Source organism: Faecalibacterium taiwanense (genome assembly GCF_036632915.2).
GTDB classification, from domain to species: Bacteria; Bacillota; Clostridia; order Oscillospirales; family Ruminococcaceae; genus Faecalibacterium; species Faecalibacterium taiwanense.
Genome location: NZ_CP155552.1, coordinates 2,634,355 through 2,652,824 on the forward strand (window position 1 = coordinate 2,634,355; position 18,470 = coordinate 2,652,824).

12 protein-coding genes are annotated in these 18,470 nt (G+C 55.3%); 5 read left to right on the top strand and 7 right to left on the bottom strand.

Annotation, left to right across the window (positions count from 1 at the left end; genetic code table 11):
* Positions 1-6: 6 nt before the first annotated feature.
* The 3 genes from PXT33_RS13015 to PXT33_RS13025 all read right to left on the bottom strand — a co-directional run bounded on the left by PXT33_RS13015 (position 7) and on the right by PXT33_RS13025 (position 3,897).
* On the bottom strand, positions 7-1,557 hold the full coding sequence (locus PXT33_RS13015; RefSeq protein WP_154256252.1) for a relaxase/mobilization nuclease domain-containing protein: 1,551 nt from the start codon (positions 1,555-1,557) through the stop codon (positions 7-9).
* Entirely contained in the window at positions 1,529-1,942 is a 414-nt protein-coding gene (locus tag PXT33_RS13020) for a plasmid mobilization protein (RefSeq protein WP_274235689.1), read from the bottom strand. Before PXT33_RS13020 ends, PXT33_RS13015 begins: the two co-directional genes overlap by 29 nt.
* Positions 1,943-2,808: 866 nt before the next feature.
* Positions 2,809-3,897 (bottom strand): AraC family transcriptional regulator, encoded by a 1,089-nt coding sequence (locus tag PXT33_RS13025; protein ID WP_332376747.1) that lies wholly within the window; start codon positions 3,895-3,897, stop codon positions 2,809-2,811.
* 234 nt (positions 3,898-4,131) lie between these two features.
* Here PXT33_RS13025 and PXT33_RS13030 point away from each other — a divergent pair, with 234 nt between their 5' ends.
* Together PXT33_RS13030 and PXT33_RS13035 are read left to right on the top strand one after the other, a co-directional pair.
* Positions 4,132-5,523 (top strand): PTS transporter subunit EIIC, encoded by a 1,392-nt coding sequence (locus PXT33_RS13030; protein WP_274235687.1) that lies wholly within the window; start codon positions 4,132-4,134, stop codon positions 5,521-5,523.
* 88 nt (positions 5,524-5,611) lie between these two features.
* Positions 5,612-8,299, top strand: coding sequence for a glycosyl hydrolase (locus PXT33_RS13035; RefSeq protein WP_249259769.1), 2,688 nt, complete (start codon positions 5,612-5,614; stop codon positions 8,297-8,299).
* A 653-nt stretch (positions 8,300-8,952) separates the two neighbouring features.
* Here PXT33_RS13035 and PXT33_RS13040 read toward each other — a convergent pair.
* From PXT33_RS13040 to PXT33_RS13055, 4 genes are all read right to left on the bottom strand, one after another.
* On the bottom strand, positions 8,953-10,392 hold the full coding sequence (locus PXT33_RS13040; RefSeq protein WP_274235684.1) for a glycoside hydrolase family 1 protein: 1,440 nt from the start codon (positions 10,390-10,392) through the stop codon (positions 8,953-8,955).
* A 72-nt stretch (positions 10,393-10,464) separates the two neighbouring features.
* The gene (rhaD, locus tag PXT33_RS13045; protein WP_249259771.1) at positions 10,465-11,292 is read right to left on the bottom strand and encodes a rhamnulose-1-phosphate aldolase; all 828 of its coding nucleotides are present in this window, start codon (positions 11,290-11,292) and stop codon (positions 10,465-10,467) included.
* A 27-nt stretch (positions 11,293-11,319) separates the two neighbouring features.
* Positions 11,320-12,738 (bottom strand): arabinose isomerase, encoded by a 1,419-nt coding sequence (locus PXT33_RS13050; protein WP_274235683.1) that lies wholly within the window; start codon positions 12,736-12,738, stop codon positions 11,320-11,322.
* A 12-nt stretch (positions 12,739-12,750) separates the two neighbouring features.
* Positions 12,751-14,058: a rhamnulokinase family protein gene (locus PXT33_RS13055; protein WP_154256237.1), complete on the bottom strand. Its 1,308-nt coding sequence runs from the start codon at positions 14,056-14,058 to the stop codon at positions 12,751-12,753.
* Positions 14,059-14,208: 150 nt separating this feature from the next.
* Between PXT33_RS13055 and PXT33_RS13060 the strand changes: the two genes are divergently transcribed.
* The 3 genes from PXT33_RS13060 (at position 14,209) to PXT33_RS13070 (ending at position 18,464) form a co-directional block, all read left to right on the top strand.
* Positions 14,209-15,081: an AraC family transcriptional regulator gene (locus tag PXT33_RS13060; protein WP_347070369.1), complete on the top strand. Its 873-nt coding sequence runs from the start codon at positions 14,209-14,211 to the stop codon at positions 15,079-15,081.
* Between the two features lie 107 nt (positions 15,082-15,188).
* The gene (locus PXT33_RS13065) at positions 15,189-16,685 is read left to right on the top strand and encodes a recombinase family protein (protein WP_298638688.1); all 1,497 of its coding nucleotides are present in this window, start codon (positions 15,189-15,191) and stop codon (positions 16,683-16,685) included.
* A gap of 420 nt (positions 16,686-17,105) precedes the next feature.
* Positions 17,106-18,464, top strand: coding sequence for a citrate/2-methylcitrate synthase (locus PXT33_RS13070; RefSeq protein WP_082210853.1), 1,359 nt, complete (start codon positions 17,106-17,108; stop codon positions 18,462-18,464).
* Positions 18,465-18,470 lie beyond the last annotated feature (6 nt).

Consider the following 18,470-nt stretch of genomic DNA (forward strand, 5'->3'; position numbering starts at 1 on the left):
CACTCCTTATCTCTCGTGATGCTGCGTCTGTTTTTCCTCCCGGAAGAACAGGGCAACATTCTGTTTTGCGTCTTTCAGTTTGAGCAGCTCGGACTTGGCTTCCTTGTACTGCTCATAAAACTGGGCCTTTTCGGAGGCAAGCGCGCAGTATTCCGCTTCCAACTTGTTCGGGCTGGGCAGGCAGGTGATGTTGTTTGCCTTGAGATAGGCTGCTGCCGCCCGGTATGCTGTCAGTTCTGCACGGTACTGATCTTCAAAGGCTGCGGGGGATTTGACAGCGTTCCGTTTCTGCGTAAGCGGTCGATACTGCTTGTAGGCAGCAGCGTAGCTGCGCAGCTTCTGATTGTCTGCCATGCGGGTTTCGAGGTCGAGCACGACTTCCTTTGCACTGTCGTACTGCGTTTGCAGTTCATCAATGCGCTGGTCAAGTGCGCCCTCGTTGAGCAGACCTTTCTCCTGCAAGAGAATCAAGGTCTGGGCCATGGCTTTGAGGTTATGCTTCTTCGCCCAACGCTCGTAGCCAATGCTCTTGCCCTGCTTCAGCTTCGCCTGAATGTCCACCAGTTTCTGAATCCTGTCGGGCTTGTCTGTTGCGATAGGCTGGATGGTCGGGGCAAGCCGGATGTTCTGAGCGAGTGCGGCGAGCACCTGCTTTTTCTCAAACTTCTTGCTCAGCTTCCGGGCGGTGATGAACTTTACCCGATTGGGCGGGCAGTAGCTCAATCGCCCTCGGCTCTCTTTCACGGCAACGCCGTGTTCCTGCATGAGCAATGCAGAAAATTCCTCGAAGGTGGTAGCCTTCTTCAGAACAGAGTCGATTTGCTTTCGCAGCGTTTCCAGTTCCGTCTGGTAGACAGTCTGTTTAGGCTTCTGCCCCGCTACGATCAGTCGTGCGTTGGCTTGGTCAAGCCGTTTCTGTCCACGCCGCCGCGCCCAGTATTCCCGTTCAGAAACACGGTTGCCTTGTGCTTCCAGTAGGTTGATCTGGTGCAGGTCAGCGCATTCGCACATTTCCGTGACTGCGACACGCAGGTGCCGCATGGTCTGGGCTGTGCTGGAGTGCTTCATGCCCTCACGCCAGTCACGAGGCTTCTGCATATAGGGCTTGCGTTCCACTTCTCGTGTGCGGATGCTGCCGATCACGATGTGGACATGGATATTTCCCGAATGGTTATGCCCATCCGGGTGGGTGCAGACGATGGCAGGATGACCGGGAAAGTTTGCTTTACAGAAGTTCAGGCCGAGAGCCTGTGCTTTTTCCATGGTCAAGCCGTTGTCGGCTGCATCTCTGGGGTCAAAGCTGATGATATACTGGTGGCTCTTAATATCATCGGGGTGGTTGTTCTTGTTGTACTTTCGGTTTGCCAGCAGGCAGGCCGTTGCAAACGAGAAATCGCCGCATTCAAGCGTATCCAGAATGTACGAATCCCGCAGCATGGGCCTGCCTTGTTGATCAAGAAGCTGCTTCCCGGTGAACTCATCGTGCTGGTAAATCAGGTACGCTTCGATGGCGGAGTAGTCCGAATTCTTAGAGGCGATATGCTTGAGCGTTGCCATACAGTTCACCAAGAATTTTCTCGGCGTTGAGCCGGAAGGCAGTCAGGTCTGTAAGTTCGTCAAGAAGTTTCGCCCGGAGTTGTTCGGTATCTGCTCCACCGGAGTTGAAGTGTCGTGCGAGTTGGTTCAGGTTTCCGCCCACCTTGCCGCACTGGGCAAGCAGAGTGGAAACGGCGTTCAGGGTTTCTTCTCCGCCGCCGGCAACGACAACCGTGCGCTCGATCTTTGCACTGTGCAGCGCACGGCGGATGAGAGTGGACAGGGAGAGATGAAGGAGTTTTGCGGTATTTTCAAGTTCCAACTTTTCAGTTTCCGTCACACGGAACTTGATGATGTGCGTTTTGTTGTTCGGCGTGTCGTGGCGGTGGGTCGTGCTTTTGTTCATTGAACCTCCTGTCGTCTTGCTAGCTTCTCGGTGAAGCTATGTAAGCACGACACGCCGTTCTTTCGCACCGCAAGGTGCGAATATGAGCAGGGTTTGGGGCAGGCACGCCCCAACAAGATCACTTCGGAAATGCAGATGCATTGAAGAAGTGAAGTCCCGATGGAGCACAACATTTTCAAGAATTGAAAATTTGTGGCCACGGGACGGTTCTTGCCCTCCACCGCTGCGCTCAAAACGTATTTCCGAAAATTGTTTCCGAATTGTTAAGACACAAAAATAAGTAGAGAGTTCCGCTGCTCGTGTATGTTGATCGCCGTTTGACCCGAACGAAGTTCCTGCCCCTGTTTTGCAGCGGCGTTGGCCGGAAAGCCGGTATCACATTCGGACGGCTCATGAAATTTTCAAGGTACAAGCTTCCCCGGAAAAGAAAAAGACCGCCCACGCAGTACAGGCGAAGGATTTTGTCGGGTGAAACGGCGGCAAAACGATCGGGTGTGTTGTGGGGCGGTACGTTCTTTTGGGGGCAATCACTCACTGAAAGTGGTGGTTATCACGGTGAGAACCACCACTTTTCATAGCAAGCCAACTTTTCAATGCATCGGCAACATCGTTGGCTTGCATATCGCAAATATGAAGTTTCGGTTGAGCCAATTTCTTATCTTGCGATAATGTGATTTGTGACAAAGGGTATCATGGTTTGCAAGGTGCGTCAAGATGGTTTTGAGTATTTTATTGTGGTAAAGCAATAATAGTAGGACTTATAGAAAAAATTGGAAGCTTTCAGCATAGCGGACACTTCCATAAGTTTTTACCCATTCATACTGAAATTTCAAGTCTATGTTTCGGATAAAAAACTGTTCTGCTTTTCAACGTATATCTTCTGCCAGGGCACCGCCAGTGGCACGATATACAGCTGGCGTACAGCCGTAGCGCACCTGAAACTTTTTATAAAAGAAGTTCTGGTTGGAATAGCCACACTGGTTGGCGATCTGACTAATAGGTGCTTCGGTGGTCAACAGCAGGAAGGCGGCGCGGGACAGCCGCCCATCCGATACCAGATCCTTGAAGGCACTGCCGGTGCCCTCCTTGACCATGCGAGAAAGGTAATTGGGGTGGAAGCCAAAATGCGCTGCGGTGCTTTCCAGTGTGCAGTCGATGCAGTGGTCATCCATGTATTGCAGCACTTCGGTGAGATAGTTCTTGTTGGATTTGTGGTATTCGTGTTCCTGATTGCCCTGATAGCAGCGTGCCAGCTCGATGAAGATCAGGCTCATATAATTCTCCACCGCACCCGCCGTGCAGGTGGTAGGGTCCAGATATTCGCAGAACACACACTCAAACAGATCCCGGAAAATATACGACCGCTCCGTATGAAACAGCAGATAATGGTCGTGATCGTTGCGCTCGTTCAGCGCATTGGAAAGAAACCGCGGCACCGCTCCACTGGCGGCAAGCCGCTCGATGAAGCTTGCCTTGAAATAATTCTGCCCCATCAGGCAGTTGAGCAGGATGTCGTTTTCGCCGGTGGGCAACACCCGGTGCACCACATCCCGGTCCAGAATGGTCACATCGCCGGTGTACATCTCAACCGTCTGGCCGTTGATCTCTTGCACGCAGGTGCCGGAGTACACATAGTTCATTTCAATGTAGTTGTGGCGGTGCAGCGGCACCATGCCAAAACGGGTCTGCTTGTTAAAGGCCAGATTGCCTCCCTCCAGCACGCGGGGCGCAATTTTTGGGGAGATCACACCATGCAGATTGGAGGCCGCCTGTTTTTTAGGGGACGGAAAAAACAGGATCTCATCGCTGTTGTCCGCACCCGTCACAACAGTCGCTTCGCCCTCATACCGGAAATTTTTGAAATAGATCAGAGAATCCTCCGGGTGCTCCCGGTAGTGCAGTTCTTTTTCACTGAGGAGAAAGAGCATTTCCCGGAATGCCTCACGCGCCAGCATGGCAGATACCTCCCAAAAGGTTTGATTTTGTCAGTGAGTGTCTTAAACTTTGCCAGTATCGTTCGACGAAAAGTTTGATTTTGTCAGCACCGGAGTTTGCTTTTGAGATTGTGACACCGTGCCGGATACGGTACAATACAGGTACGATTTGGACACAAGCATACAATGAAATGCCAGCTGTGTCAAGTTTTTGTGCGTATTTTGGAAGATGTCAAAGAGAAGGAGAACAAGATCATGGCAAGAAAAGACTACGATCAATTTGCCGATGAGCTGATCGCGGCAGTCGGCGGCAAAGAGAACATTGTCAGTGTGACGAACTGCATGACCCGTCTGCGCTTTGTGCTGGCAGACGAGAGCATCGTCAAGGATGACGAGGTCAAAAAAATCAAAGGCGTGATGAGCGTTGTGCACGGTGCAGGACAGTACCAGATCCCCATCGGTACTTATGTCTCTGACCTGTGCCCCGTCGTCAAGGCAAAGCTGGGCCTGACGGAGGATGCCATGGCTGCCGGCAAGGCCAAGGCCGAAAGCATGCGTGTGGTCAAGAAGGACAGCTTCTTCAACAAGTTCTTCAAGGCCATTTCCGGCTGCATCCTGCCCATGATCGCACCCATGGCCGCCGGTGGTATCATCAAGGGCGTTCTGACCATCCTGACCACCTTCGGTGTGCTCACCAGTGACAACGGCATTTACCTGATCCTGTATGCAGCGGCCGATGCGCTGATGTACTTTATGCCCATCATCGTCGGTTTCTCGGCCGGCAAGGTCTTTGGCATGAATCCTTATACCGCTGCTGTCATCGGCGCAGCGATGCTGTACCCGAAGCTGGCTGCTTTCGTGGGCGCGGAGGAAACGCTTACCTTCTTCGGCCTCAAGGTCACGATGCTGGATTACTCCCAGACCATGCTGCCCATCCTGCTGGCCGTCTTTGTGGCAAGCTGGATCGAAAAGGCTGCGAAAAAGATCATCCCGCAGATGCTGCAATTGATGTTCGTGCCGACTGTGGTGCTGGTCATCACGCTGCCGCTCACCCTGCTGGTGGTCGGCCCGGTCATGGCAGGCGTTTCCAATGCTCTGGCTACCGGTGTCAACGCGCTGTACAATGCGGTGCCTGTGGTCTGCGGCGGTGTTCTGGGCGCGTTCTGGCAGCTGTTCGTCATGATGGGTGTCCATTCAGCCATGCTCCCCATCATCCTCAACAACCTTACCACCCTGGGTTACTGCCCGGTCAACGCCATCTTGGGCCTGACCGTCTGGGCACTGGCTGGTGTGGCTCTGGGCTACGCACTCAAGGTGAAGGATGGTGAGACCCGCGCAACGGCATTCGGCACCATGGCTTCTGCGCTGTGCGGCATCACCGAGCCGGTCATCTATACCGTGGCCCTGACCAACTTCAAGCGGTTTATCTGCGCCTTCGTGGGTGGCGGCGTTGCCGGTGTCATCGGTGGTATCCTGGGCATCAAGTTCTACACTTGGGGCGGTGACGGCATCTTCCGTATCCCGTCCATGATCAACCCCGCAGGTCTGGATATCAGCTTCTGGGGCTTCCTGATCTGCGCAGCCATTGCGTTTGTGGTTTCTGCAATCGGCAGTTATGCTGTGACCAGCGCGGACGAAAAAGCGTAATATTTCCCGCATGGCACCTGCCTCTTGCAAAAGGGACGGGTGCTGTGCTATGTTCAGAGTGAGTGAAACGGAAGGAAAGGACCCGAGCATGAAAAGCGTTTGTGATGTCCTGCATGGACAGACCCCCAATGCCCTGTATCCCTTTTTGTGGGTGCATGGCGTAGAGAGTGAAGAAGAACTGCGCCGCGAGGTGCAGAAGATCCGCGAAAGCGGCATCGGCGGCTTCTGTGTGGAAGCCCGTCCGCACAAGGATTTCAACGGTCCGGGCTGGTTCCGGGATCTGGCCCTGCTGCTGGACGAAGCAAAGCGCACGGGTATGGAGATGTGGATCCTGGATGACAGCCACTTTCCCACCGGTTTTGCGGATGGTGCGGTCAAGCGGGAGCACCCGGAGCTGTGCAAAAAGTTTCTCTGCTGCAAAACGCTGGATTATGCCGGCCCGATGGAGAACATGACCGCTGTTCTCAAGTATGCCCTCCGCGACCCGCGTGACAAAATCCTGGCTGTGACCCTGAGCCGCAAAACCGCGTTTGAAACCATTGACCCGACCACAACCATCGACTTGACGGACAAAGTTTATACTTTTGAAGATGCCCGTACGGGGGAGATCATGCTTTCCTCCATGGGCCAGCCGCTGCCCGGCAACCCCAAGGAAGGTCCCTGCGTGGCCGTGGATTTTGACCTGCCGGATGGACAGTGGACTCTGAACGTCATCACTGTCAGCTACAAGGGCGGCGAGAAACAGACGGAAGGCTATCTGAACCCGCTGGATTCGGCGGCGACCAAGGTACTGCTGGATACCGTCTATGAGCCGATCTATGCCCACTTCGGGGAGGAGTTTGGCAAAACGCTGTGCGGGTTCTTCTCGGATGAGCCGCGGCTTGGCAACATCCACGGGGCGGAGGATGCCGCCATCGGCCACAACAGCGCCATGAACCTGCCCTGGCGGGATGGCATGGAGAACCTGCTGGCCGGAAAGCTGGCCGGAACGGCTCTGACAGACCGTGCTGCCGGGAACATCCGTGCGTTGCTGCCGCTGTTGTTCCTGCACAGCAGCGATGAGAGCGCTCATGTGGCACAGTATACCTATATGGATCTGGTCAGCCAGCTGTACAGCGACAACTTTGATGGTGTTCTGGCGGCCTGGTGCCATGCCCACCACTGCGAGCACATCGGCCATACCATCGAGGACAACAATGCCACGGCTCGTCTGGGCTATGGTGCAGGGCACTTCTACCGCGCCATGGCGCATCAGGATATGTCCGGTATCGATGTGGTCATCCAGCAACTGCTGCCCGGTATGGATGAGGGAATGTTCAAGGGCATGCACAGCCCCGGCTGGGACGGCGAGTTTTTTACCTATATGTTGGGCAAGCTGGGGGCAAGTCTGGCCCACTTGGACCCTGCCAAGAAAGGCCGTGCCATGTGTGAGCTGTTCGGTGCCTATGGCTGGGGCGAAGGCAACCGCCTGTGCAAGTGGCTGTCGGACTATATGCTGGTGCGCGGCATCAATCAGTTTGTGCCGCACGCCTTCAACGCGGCACCCTTCCCGGACCCGGACTGCCCGCCGCATTTCTATGCCCACGGCCATAATCCGCAATATCCGGAATTCCGGCAGGTAGCCAACTACCTCAACCGGATGTCCGCAGTGCTGTCTGGCACCCATGTGGCTCCGGTGGCGCTGCTGTATCAGGCCGAAGCCGAATGGAGCGGCGAGTTTATGCTCACCCAGAAACCAGCGGCCCGGCTGGCCCGCAATGGTATCGACTATGAGCTGGTGCCCTGTGAGGTGTTGAAAGCGGACACCGCGAAGGATGGTGCGCTGCACCTGAACGGCATGCAGTTCCGCGCGCTGGTCATCCCGTACGCCGAGGCGCTGCCTGTTGCACTGCTGGAGAATGTACAGCGCTATCTGGATGCTGGGGTCAAAGTTTATTTTGTGGGCGGTCTGCCCATTCGCTGCTGTGAAGGCGGTCCGGCACCGGTACTGGAACATGCGGTCGTCACCACGCTGGATGCGCTGGTGGAGACGCTTACGGCAGACAGTATCCCTGCGCTGCATCTGAGCGCAGCGGCACCATATCTGCGATACTACCACGCTCGGCAGGCAGACGGTGATGTCTACTTCTTCACGAATGAGGGCACGCAGCCGCTTTGCACCACTGTGACTGGTGCAAAGCCCGGTGCAGCCTTTGTATACGATGCCTTTGCCAACGTTGTGACGGCAGCACCGGATGCCTTTGCTCTGACACTGGCTCCTTATGAATCCCGCTGCATTCTGGTGCCGGATGACCCGACTGCATTGCAGGTGCAGGCGGTGGCGGCTCTGCCTGCCGGTGTTCCGGCGGACTGCATTCATTTGACAGCATGCACTGTTTCGCTGGCCGATGCCGACACTGGCTGCGCCGAATATGGTGCCCCGCTCCCGCTGGAAAAACTGCTCTCTCTGCACCGTCTGCCGGGCTGCATCGCGTTTGCAGGCCGGGCACGGTATGCATTCCGCTTTACGCTGAACGAAGCACAGGCCGCACGGCCCGCCGTGCTGGCCCTGACGGCACAGGAAGGTGCAATCGTCCGAGTGAACGGGACGGACTGCGGTGTACGGATCTGCCCTCCTTACCGCTATGCAATCTCCGGTTCCCTGCACACCGGGGAGAATTTGTTGGAAATCGAGGTGAACACCACCCTTGGCCGCCGGATGAATGATTTTCTGGGGCAGTATATGCCCACCGAGCCACAAGGCTTGAAGAGTGAAGTAACCATACAGCTGTTCTAAAAAACTATAATCAACGATGCCCTTTGTTACTGACAAGGGGCATCGCTTTGTTTTGGGTAGCTTGAGCGAGCGACAACCACCAGCTCTGCTGGTGGAGAAGAAAATGCTTTAGCTATAAGATTCGAGCGAAGCGAGATGACAAAGAAATTGTCATCTTAGAAGATGCACTTTATGATACTGCTCGTTAGAGCAGTAGGGCAAGTAATGCAGATGAAAGATGCTTGCTCGTGGCCCCTTGCAGGGGCTTTGCTAGTATTATGCCCTTCTAGGGCTTACTCAAGCCACCGGCTCAGCCGGTGGTTTTGACTGTGCGCGTTGAAAAGCAACCTTAAAATGTCAAATTCTTCCCACAGATTTTTCAACAGGATATTGCGGAGCAACTAAGGTTTGACGCATACGATCGTTCTGATTTTTTTCGTAGAAAAGGATGCGTTTTCAGTTTGTCTCGTTATAATTTGGAAAAGGACTTCTTCGGGTCAGAAGCCAGACAGAAAAGGTGGAATTTGATGCTGTTCTTGTCGTTTCTGTTTCATAACACTTTCAGAATGCGACTAAAAAATGAGACAGGCCAGCCTCTTTTCGGGCCGTCTATCTCATTTTTTTGGAAAAACTGTTTTACAACAATCGCGCGATATCAGAGATGATCCAGAAAATCAGGAGAGATCCTCGCCATTGGAGGCGATGACTTTCTTATACCAGTAGAAGCTGTCCTTCTTCTCCCGGCTCAGGTCGCCGGTGCCGTCATCAAATTTGTTGACGTAGATAAAGCCATAGCGCTTTGCCATCTCACCTGTGGACGCAGACACCAGGTCGATGCAGCCCCAGGGGGTGTAACCCATCAGATCCACGCCGTCCTTCACGGCCTCGGCCATCTGCTCGATGTGCTGGCGCAGGTAGTCGATGCGGTAGCTGTCGTGGATCTTGCCGTCCTCGCTCTTCACATCGTAAGCGCCCAGGCCGTTTTCCACTACCATCATGGGCAGATGATAGCGATCGTAGATCTCGTTCAGGGTGTAGCGCAGGCCAATGGGGTCGATCTGCCAGCCCCAGTCGCTGGCTTTCAGGTAGGGGTTCTTCTTGCCGGTGGCGATATTACCGCCCACGTCCTCGGCGTCCTTGTGGGTGGTGACGCAGTTGGACATGTAGTAGCTGAAGGTGTAGAAGTCCACGGTGCCGGCCTTCAGGATGGCGGCATCCTCCGGCTCCTGATGGATGGTGATGTTGTGCTCGGCGAAGAAACGCTTCATATAATAGGGATACTCACCGCGCACATGCATATCGGAACAGAACCAGTTCATGATCTGCATCTGCTTCTGGTTGGCCACCACGTCGGCGGGGTCACAGGTCATGGGATAGCTGGTGATGGAGCAGATCATGCAGCCCATCTTGAACTGGGGGTAGTTGTCGTGGGCATACTTGACAGCCCTGGCGCTGGCCACGAACATGTTGTGCAGGGCCTGGAAGCGTGCCTGCTCGTCGTTTGGCACATCGGCGGTGGAACCCTCGTATCCCTGGATGGTGCCGGTGTTCAGGATGCCGCCTATGGGCATGGTGCCGGTGTTGATCTCGTTGAAGGTGAGCCAGTACTTGACTTTGTCCTTGTAGCGCTCGAAGATGGTTTTGCAGTAGTTCATGTAGAAGTCGATTAGCTCGCGGCTGGCCCAGCCGTTGTACCTTTCCACCAGAGCGTAGGGCAGCTCGCAGTGGCTGATGGTGACCAGCGGCTCGATGCCGTGCTTCTTGCAGCAGTCAAAAACGCGGTCGTAAAATTCCAGGCCCTTCTCGTTGGGCTCGCTCTCCATGCCAGTGGGGAAGATGCGGGTCCAGTTGATGGAGGTGCGGAAGGTCTTGAAGCCCATCTCCGCAAACAGAGCAATGTCCTCTTCGTAGTGGTGGTAGAAGTCGATGGCTTCATGACTGGGGTACAGGCGGTCCGGGTGGATGTGGGTGGTCACCCACTTCGGGCTGGTGTGGGAGCCGTTGGTACACATATCCGGTACGCTGGGGCCTTTGCCGTCCACGTCCCAGGCACCCTCGAACTGGTTGGCTGCACATGCACCGCCCCACAGGAAATCATCGCGGAAAACACTCATAATCTCTTATTCTCCTTCTTATCGATCAATCGTTTCTTGTTCTTGAAAGGCTCATCACTGTAATTAAGAAAATCAGTCGAGGAACTCCTCGTTCAGGGTCACGCCAAAGTCGCGGGCGATGGCGCGCAGGTCATCATCGGTGATGGTCTGACGGATGAGGCCGCCACTCATGCTCAGCACCTTGACATAGATCTCGGCACTCTTCTCGATGGTGTGAGCCAGACCAAAGGCGATGTCAAAATCCGGGCCGGAAACGAACAGGCCGTGCTGTGCCCAAATGGCTGCCTGATATTTCTTCATCAGTTCGCTGGTGGCCATGGCGATGTCTGCACCGCCGGGCACCATCCAGGGGCAGACGCCCACACCTTCCGGGAAGACCACCGGGCACTCGGTGGCGCTCTGCCACAAAGCACGGGAGAAGTCGCGGTCGGTCAGGGGCAGAATGTAGGTCAGAGCGATGACATTGGTGGCATGGCAATGGTAGATGACGCGGTTTGCGCCGTTCGTGGCCGCCTTGCGGACGCTGTGGTTCATGAAGTGGCTGGGGAACTCGGAAGTGGGCTTTGCGCCGCCTTCCAGGCCCCAGACGATGCGCCAGCTGTCGCCCTTGTCGTTGATCTCCACGATGCCGATGCTGTGGATGGGGTCCGGCTCCACATTGCGGAAGAACTTGCCGGAACCGGTGGTGATGAAATACTCCCCGGCCAGGTTGTCGGCCTGCACGCCCATGTTGACCCATTCACCGGGCTGTGCATTGAAGAAGGGACGGCACTCGGCCACTTCCTCTTCCTTCATACGGTAGGTCAGGTTGCCGCCGTTGCGCTCGTGCCAGCCCTGCAGCCAGCCGTCGTTGCACATGCGGATGTAGCCCTTGACGATTGCAATATCCAGAATGCCCATGATAAAATACCTCTCTTTTCTCTCAGCTTATCGGGTGATGACGTCCACCGGAATATTGAAGATCTTTGCCACCTTCAGGATGGTATCGATGTGGCGGCCGGTGGCAGCAGCCATGTGATGGGTGGGGCCTGCCTCGCTCCAGCGGTTGCAGAACTCCCGTGCCCCGCAGGTAAAGCGGGTGCGCATGTTGGTGTCACCAAAGGTGAAGATGGGGCCAGGCTCGTTGACGCCCTCGGCCACCACGAACTTGAAGTGACCGTCCTTGTCCTGCGTGATGCCCAGATAGGTCACGGGGCCAAGGTGCGGATAGAACTGGGTCAGATAGCCGCCGCCGGTCTTGCCGTGGAACACCGGCACGATCTTCATGGTGGGCTTCTTCTCGGAAATGTTGGCATCGCCGGAACCGGAATGGCCGATGATGCAGATATCCTCGTCAAAGTCGATGGAGTACATCTCACTCAGCTGGCCGCAGCCTGCAATGGTCTTGAGGATGGACATGGCCATAGCCACCTTGATGTCACCCTCCACGGCACAGGCAACGCCCTGCTTGATAAGCATGGAGAAGGCCGGGATCAGCATGCTGTCCAGCACACCGGCCTTGCCCTTGGCAAAACCATCGTAATGCGACGCGATGAAGGCGATCTTCTCGTCCTTGACCCACTGCTCAAAGGCGACGACATACTTTGCCATCTCCCAGACCTTTTCCACCGTGCCGCCGCCTTCGATATCGAAGGTATTCAGGATATCCTCTGCCTTGGCACGGATGGCAGCTTCGTCGGTGATGTTGTCGGCGATGGCCCACATCTTTTCCCAGTCGAACTGCTTGGTATACAGCCACATCCGGTTGTAGAGATTCGTTTCGTCGATGTACAGGTCCATCATACCGGGATACGGGCGGCCGATCTGGGCCAGATTGGTGTCGCGGAAACGGCGGCGCACCTGAGCCGCACGGCACCAGTCCTCGATCTCGGCCTGCACCTGCGGGTCGCCGCCTTCTACCACACCGGTGATGACGGCATGACGCTTGCCGGCACGCTCCAGATCGGCCACCATCTCGCCCACGGCACCGCAGGCGTACAATTCACCCAGCCAGGTGGGCGTATCGGTGTTGGCGTAGTCCGGGGCTTTCTTCTTCTGGACGTTCACCAGCACGACCGGGACATCCAGATCCCGCACAGCAGGCAGCATGTTGTAGGAAGTGGCGTAGGTCAGCAGCTGCAGGATCACCAGGTCCACATCTGCAGCGCGGAACTTATCACCCGCCGCCATGGACAGCTCTTTGGTGGTGACGATGCCGCCGTCGATGACCTCCACGGTGTCCGGGATGGTCTTTTTGAAGGCAGCGTACTGCTGCTCAAATTCGGGCACGAGGGTCGGGAACTGGGGCAGGTAGGCACCCAGCGCAATGGCGAACACGCCAACGCGGGCTTTGGTTTCAACCAGCATAATTTGTCCTCCTTAGTGGATGTTCATCTGTATTTTCAGGTTGCCGATGGCGGTCGCCTCAATGGGCAGGGCCACGACCTGTTTTCCGGTATAATGGGCGGTCAGCTCGTTCAGGGTGGCATTCTTGGCGCCGCCGCCTGCAATGTAGAGCTTGTCCCAGTGCTGCCCGGTGACGGCTTCCATCTCACGGTAGGCTTCGCCGTAGCAGTACGCCAGCGAATGATAGATGCAGTTGATGAGGTCAGCGTCCGTGGCAGGCGGTGCACCGGTCTCAGCAAGGGCAGCTCTGATTTCCGCGCTCATATCCTGCGGAGCCGAGAAACGCGCATCGTTCACATCAAAAATGCGGGTGTAGGTGCTGGCCTTTGCCAGCTCCACCATCTCCGCAAAGGAGATGCCCAGCTGCTTCTGCACGCACTGGATGATCCACAAGCCCATGATGTTTTTCAGATAGCGGATGTAGCCCACGCCGCCTTCATTTGTGAAATTTGCTTTGCAGCTTTCTGGAGTGGTGACCGGCTGTGCCAGTTTGACACCCAACAGGCTCCAGGTGCCGGAAGAAAGGAACGGTGCCTCCCCCTGCTCCATCGGGATGCCCTCCACCGCGCTGGCAGTGTCGTGGGTGGCACACAGCACCACGTTGGTCTGCCCGCCCACCTCGGAGGCGATCTCCGGCTTCAGCGGACCCAGCACCGTGCCGGGTGCGGTCAGCGGCGGGAACATGGTTTCCGGCAAGCCCAGTGCAGAGAGGATCTCCGGGTCGTATTCTCTGATCTGGGCGTTGACAAGGCCGGTGGAGGTGGCGTTGGTGTACTCACGGGCCTTGACGCCGCAGAGTTTCCAGAGTAGATATTCCGGAATCATCAGGAAATCGTCTGCCTGCGCCAGCCGCCCGGCTTTTTTGTCCGCATACAGCTGATACACCGTGTTGAATGGCTGAAACTGGATGCCGGTGCGCTCGTAGAGCTTCTCAAACGGGAGGATGCCGTGCACCTCATCCAGAACGGCCTGTGTCCGGCCGTCGCGGTAAGCATAGACCGGATAAAGGGGCTGTTCCTTTTTCAAAAGTACGTAGTCCACCGCCCAGGTGTCGATGGACAGGCTTTTGATGGCGGGGTACTTTGCAAAAGCCGCTTTGATGCCCTGTTTCACGTTGGCAAACAGGCTGTCGATGTCCCATTCCAGGTGGCCGTCCACCCGCCGGACACTGTTCGGGAAGCGGTAGACTTCCTCGGTCTGCAAGGTCCCGTCCTCCATCCAGCCGATGATATGCCGCCCGGACGATGCGCCGATGTCGATGGCGAGAAATTTTTCGTGCATAGTGCGCCTCCTTCTGTCTCTTTCCGGTACCAGTATAGCGGCCCGGAAAGGCGGATTCCATCCGCAAAGGTGACGCATTCTTTGTGAAAAGTCCACTCTTGCATCACAGGGTAAAAGCCGCTATACTGGAAGCAGAAAGGCGGGAGAAAAATGCTGACTTACAACATGGATGTGACCCCGGAAAGCATCTGGAAGCGCACGACGCTCAGCGAAGCGGAGCGTGCACAGCCCTATTCCTGCACCGAGGCGGGGCTATTCTATGCACTACAGCGGTTCTCCACCGCCCGCACCGATAAAGAAAGCTATATCCTGTTCTACACCCTCCGGGGTGCCGGTCTCATCGAGCAGGATGGGAACCATGTCGTGCTGGAGACCGGGCAGGCACTGCTGCTCAACTGCCGCACGGCACAGAGCTACTGCACCGCACCGGGGCAGAGCTGCTGGCACCACTACTGGGTGCATCTGGACGGTGCCGGTGTTGCGGCCATGGAGCCGCTGCTTCTGCCGGACAAAAAACTGACCCCGGTCCAATTGACCGGGGTCAGGATGCAGGAATTGTTTGAACTTGTTCTGGAGCAGATGGAGCTTGGCACGGTGGACAGCATGGTGCAGACAGGTCTTGCCCTGCACGAGATGCTTGCCCTCTGTGCACAGAGCCTGTTTGCGCAGGCGGAGATGACCACCAACCGCCAGCTGATCCTGCAGGCGGCAGAGACCCTGCGCAAGAACTACCGGCAGGAACTTTCCCTTGCCGATCTGCTGTCAAGTGCGCACATGAGCAAGAGTTATTTTCTGCGCCTGTTCCGGCGGTACATGGGCACAACGCCGTACAATTATCTGGTCAACTTCCGCATCACACAGGCAAAAGAGCTGCTGGTGCTCACCGACCACAGCATCAGTGAGATCGCACAGGAAGCAGGCTTCGGGGATGCCAGTAACTTCTCCACCCGCTTTGCCAAGGCCACCGGCCAGAGCCCGATGCAGTATCGGAAGAGCACATTAAAGAGCAAAGAATCCAAGTAAAAACACAGCTTGCATTCCCTTGCAAAATATGGTATATACATTATACGAAGAACAGCCTTGAATAAACGTACATTCGTTCAATGATGTGTAAAAGTGAGGTGCTTTCCATGAATGCTGTGATCTACGCTCGCTATTCCAGTGACAACCAGCGTGAAGAATCCATTGAGGGCCAGATTCGGGAATGCACAGCATATGCTGAAAGAAACGGCATTACAGTGGTCAGGCACTATATCGACCGTGCACTTTCTGCCAAAACAGACAATCGACCGGATTTTCAACAGATGATTCGGGACAGCAATAAAAAGTTGTTTGAAATCGTTTTGGTTTGGAAATTTGACCGTTTCGCTCGGAATCGCTTTGACAGTGCAAACTACAAGATGATTCTGAAAAAGAACAATGTCCATCTGATATCGGTCATGGAGCCGATTGCAGAAGGCTCGCAGGGCATTCTGGTGGAGACGCTGCTGGAGGGTATGGCAGAATACTATTCGGCGGAACTTTCCGAAAAAGTCATTCGTGGCCAGACCGAAAATGCGCTGAAAGGCAAATGCACAGGCGGCACAGGAACGATTGGCTATAAAATCGACGCAGATAAGTTCTATCGCATCGACCCGCTGATTTCACCGCTTGTATTGGAGGCTTTTCAGCGGTACGACAACGGTGAAAAAATCGTTGAGATCATGAACTACCTCAACGAAAAAGGGGTTCGTAATATGCTGGGTGGAAAGCTGACGTGCAGCAGCATGAACACCATGTTAAAGAACCGCCGCTATATTGGAGAACTTTCTTTCCGGGATATCGTTGTCCCGGATGCAATTCCAGCCATCGTTCCCAAGGATTTGTTTGACCGTGTGCAAAAACGTATGGAGAAAAACAAACGTGCTCCGGCTCGCGGAAAGGCAGATGAGGAATATTTGTTGACCACAAAGCTGTTCTGCGGTAAGTGCGGGGCATTGATGTTCGGCGAGAGCGGAACAAGTGCTACCGGGCGAACCTACTATTATTATAAATGTGCCACTGCCAAAAAGAAGAAAGGCTGTAACAAGAAAACCGTACAGAAGGAGTGGTTGGAAAATCTGGTCGTTCAGGAGACGATGAAGCTGATTCAGGATGATGCAGTGATTGAACGAATCGTTCAGCTGGTCATGGATTTCCAAAATCAGGAGAATACCGCGATCCCTCTGCTGGAAAAACAGCTCCGGGAAGTGGACCGAAAACTGGACAACCTGATGAAAGCAATCGAGGAAGGCTTGTTCACCCGGACGACCAAAGAGCGTTTGGATGCGCTGGAAGCGCAAAAGGATGAACTGACCGCCAAAATTGCTGACGAAAAGCTAAGAAAGCCTTCCTTTAATGCTGACTTCATCCGATTCTGGTTGATGAAATTCAGAAAGTTCGATGTATCGCAGCAAAAGCAGCGCAAGGCACTGATTGAGATCTTTGTGAACGCCATTTTCCTCTACGATGACAGAATGCTGATCACGTTCAATTATAAAGACGGCTCTCAAACCGTCCGCTTCGAGGATACTTTGGCTGCCGATGAATTGGCAGGAAATAGTTCGGATTTGTCCAGCTCTGCTCGATATGACAAAAAGCCACGATGAACCGTTTACAAATGCGGTTTCGTCGTGGCTTTATTTGTTGCCAGTCTCCTGAGATCCGGCTGGAAGATGCCTTATTTGTGCGTTACCGTCTCAAAAACTGCCCCTGCGCTAAAGGGCAAATGCGCACCCGGCAGCTTTCCGATTTTGTTCTTTTTTTATTTACAAACAGTACCTTGACACCGAAATATCCTTTTTGTAATCTTAAAGAGTATTCTGAATGTAAGTGAATGCCGTCCCGAATCAATACGGTTTTTTCGGGCAGGACGGCAGGAAGTTTCTCCAGCGAATGTCCTGGGGGTGGTACCCTGCTGCCACAGGCAGTAGGGCGGGACCGAAGTTCCGGGCTGTTCGCAGAGAAAGCTTCCTGATGGCCTGCCAAGTGAACACAAGCTGACGGCAATGGGAAAGGAGCAACTACCAATGGATCATCTGCAGAACGTAATGGGATACTTCGACCAGCAGCAGCCGCTGTGCGCCGAACACGACCGCATCAGCAAGGACCTGTACAAGGAGTTTGGCGTTAAAGCGGGCCTGCGCGACGAAAACGGCAAGGGCGTGCTGGCAGGCCTGACCAATATCTCCGATATCCGCGCCTTCCAGTATGTGGATGGGGTGAAAAAGCCTGCCGACGGTCAGCTGCTCTACCGCGGCTACGACGTGAAAGACCTGATCCGCGGGTCGTCCGGCAGCCGCTTTGCCTTTGAGGAAGCGGGCTATCTGCTACTGTTCGGTGAGCTGCCCACGCAGGAAAAGCTGGAAGAGTTCTGCCGTGTGCTGGGCGAGTGCCGCACCATGCCCACCAACTTTACCCGTGATGTGATCATGAAGGCCCCCAGCCACGATATCATGAACTCCATGGCCCGCAGCGTGCTCACACTGGCATCCTACGACCCCAAGGCCGGTGATCTGGAAATTTCCAATGTGCTGCGCCAGAGCATCCAGCTGGCCGGCATCTTCCCCATGCTGGCCGTGTACAGCTACCATGCCTATAACCACTACGAAAAAGACGGCAGCATGTACATCCACCGGCCGGACCCGGAGCTTTCCACCGCAGAGAACTTTTTGCGGATGCTGCGCCCGGATATGAAGTACACCGAGCTGGAAGCCCGCGTGCTGGATGTGGCATTGCTGCTGCACGCCGAGCACGGCGGCGGCAACAACTCCACCTTTACCACCCGCGTGGTCACTTCGTCTGGCACCGATACCTACTCGGCCATGGCGGCTGCCCTGTGCTCCCTCAAAGGCCCGCGCCACGGCGGTGCCAACCTGATGGTGATGCAGATGATGCAGAACATCCGCGAAAACCTGCACGATACCGAGGACGATGAAGAGCTGGAAGCCTACCTGAAAAAGCTGCTGCACGGCGAAGCATTTGACCGCAAAGGCCTGATCTACGGCATGGGCCACGCGGTGTACTCCCTCAGTGACCCCCGTGAGGTAGTATTCAAGGGCTATGTGGAACAGCTGGCCCACGAGAAGGGCCGCGACAAGGACCTTGCCCTTTACAACAAGATCGAGCACATGGCCCCGCAGCTGATCGCGGAGGAGCGCAAAATTTTCAAGGGTGTCAGCCCCAACGTGGACTTCTACAGCGGCTTTGTGTACGATATGCTGGGCATCCCCATGGAGCTGTACACGCCGCTGTTCGCCGTAGCCCGCGTGATGGGCTGGAGCGCCCACCGCATTGAAGAGCTGCTCAGCGCAAACAAGATCATCCGCCCGGCCTACAAGAGCCTTGGCGGCACCCACGAATATATCCGCCGCAATGAGCGGGAATAACAGGGA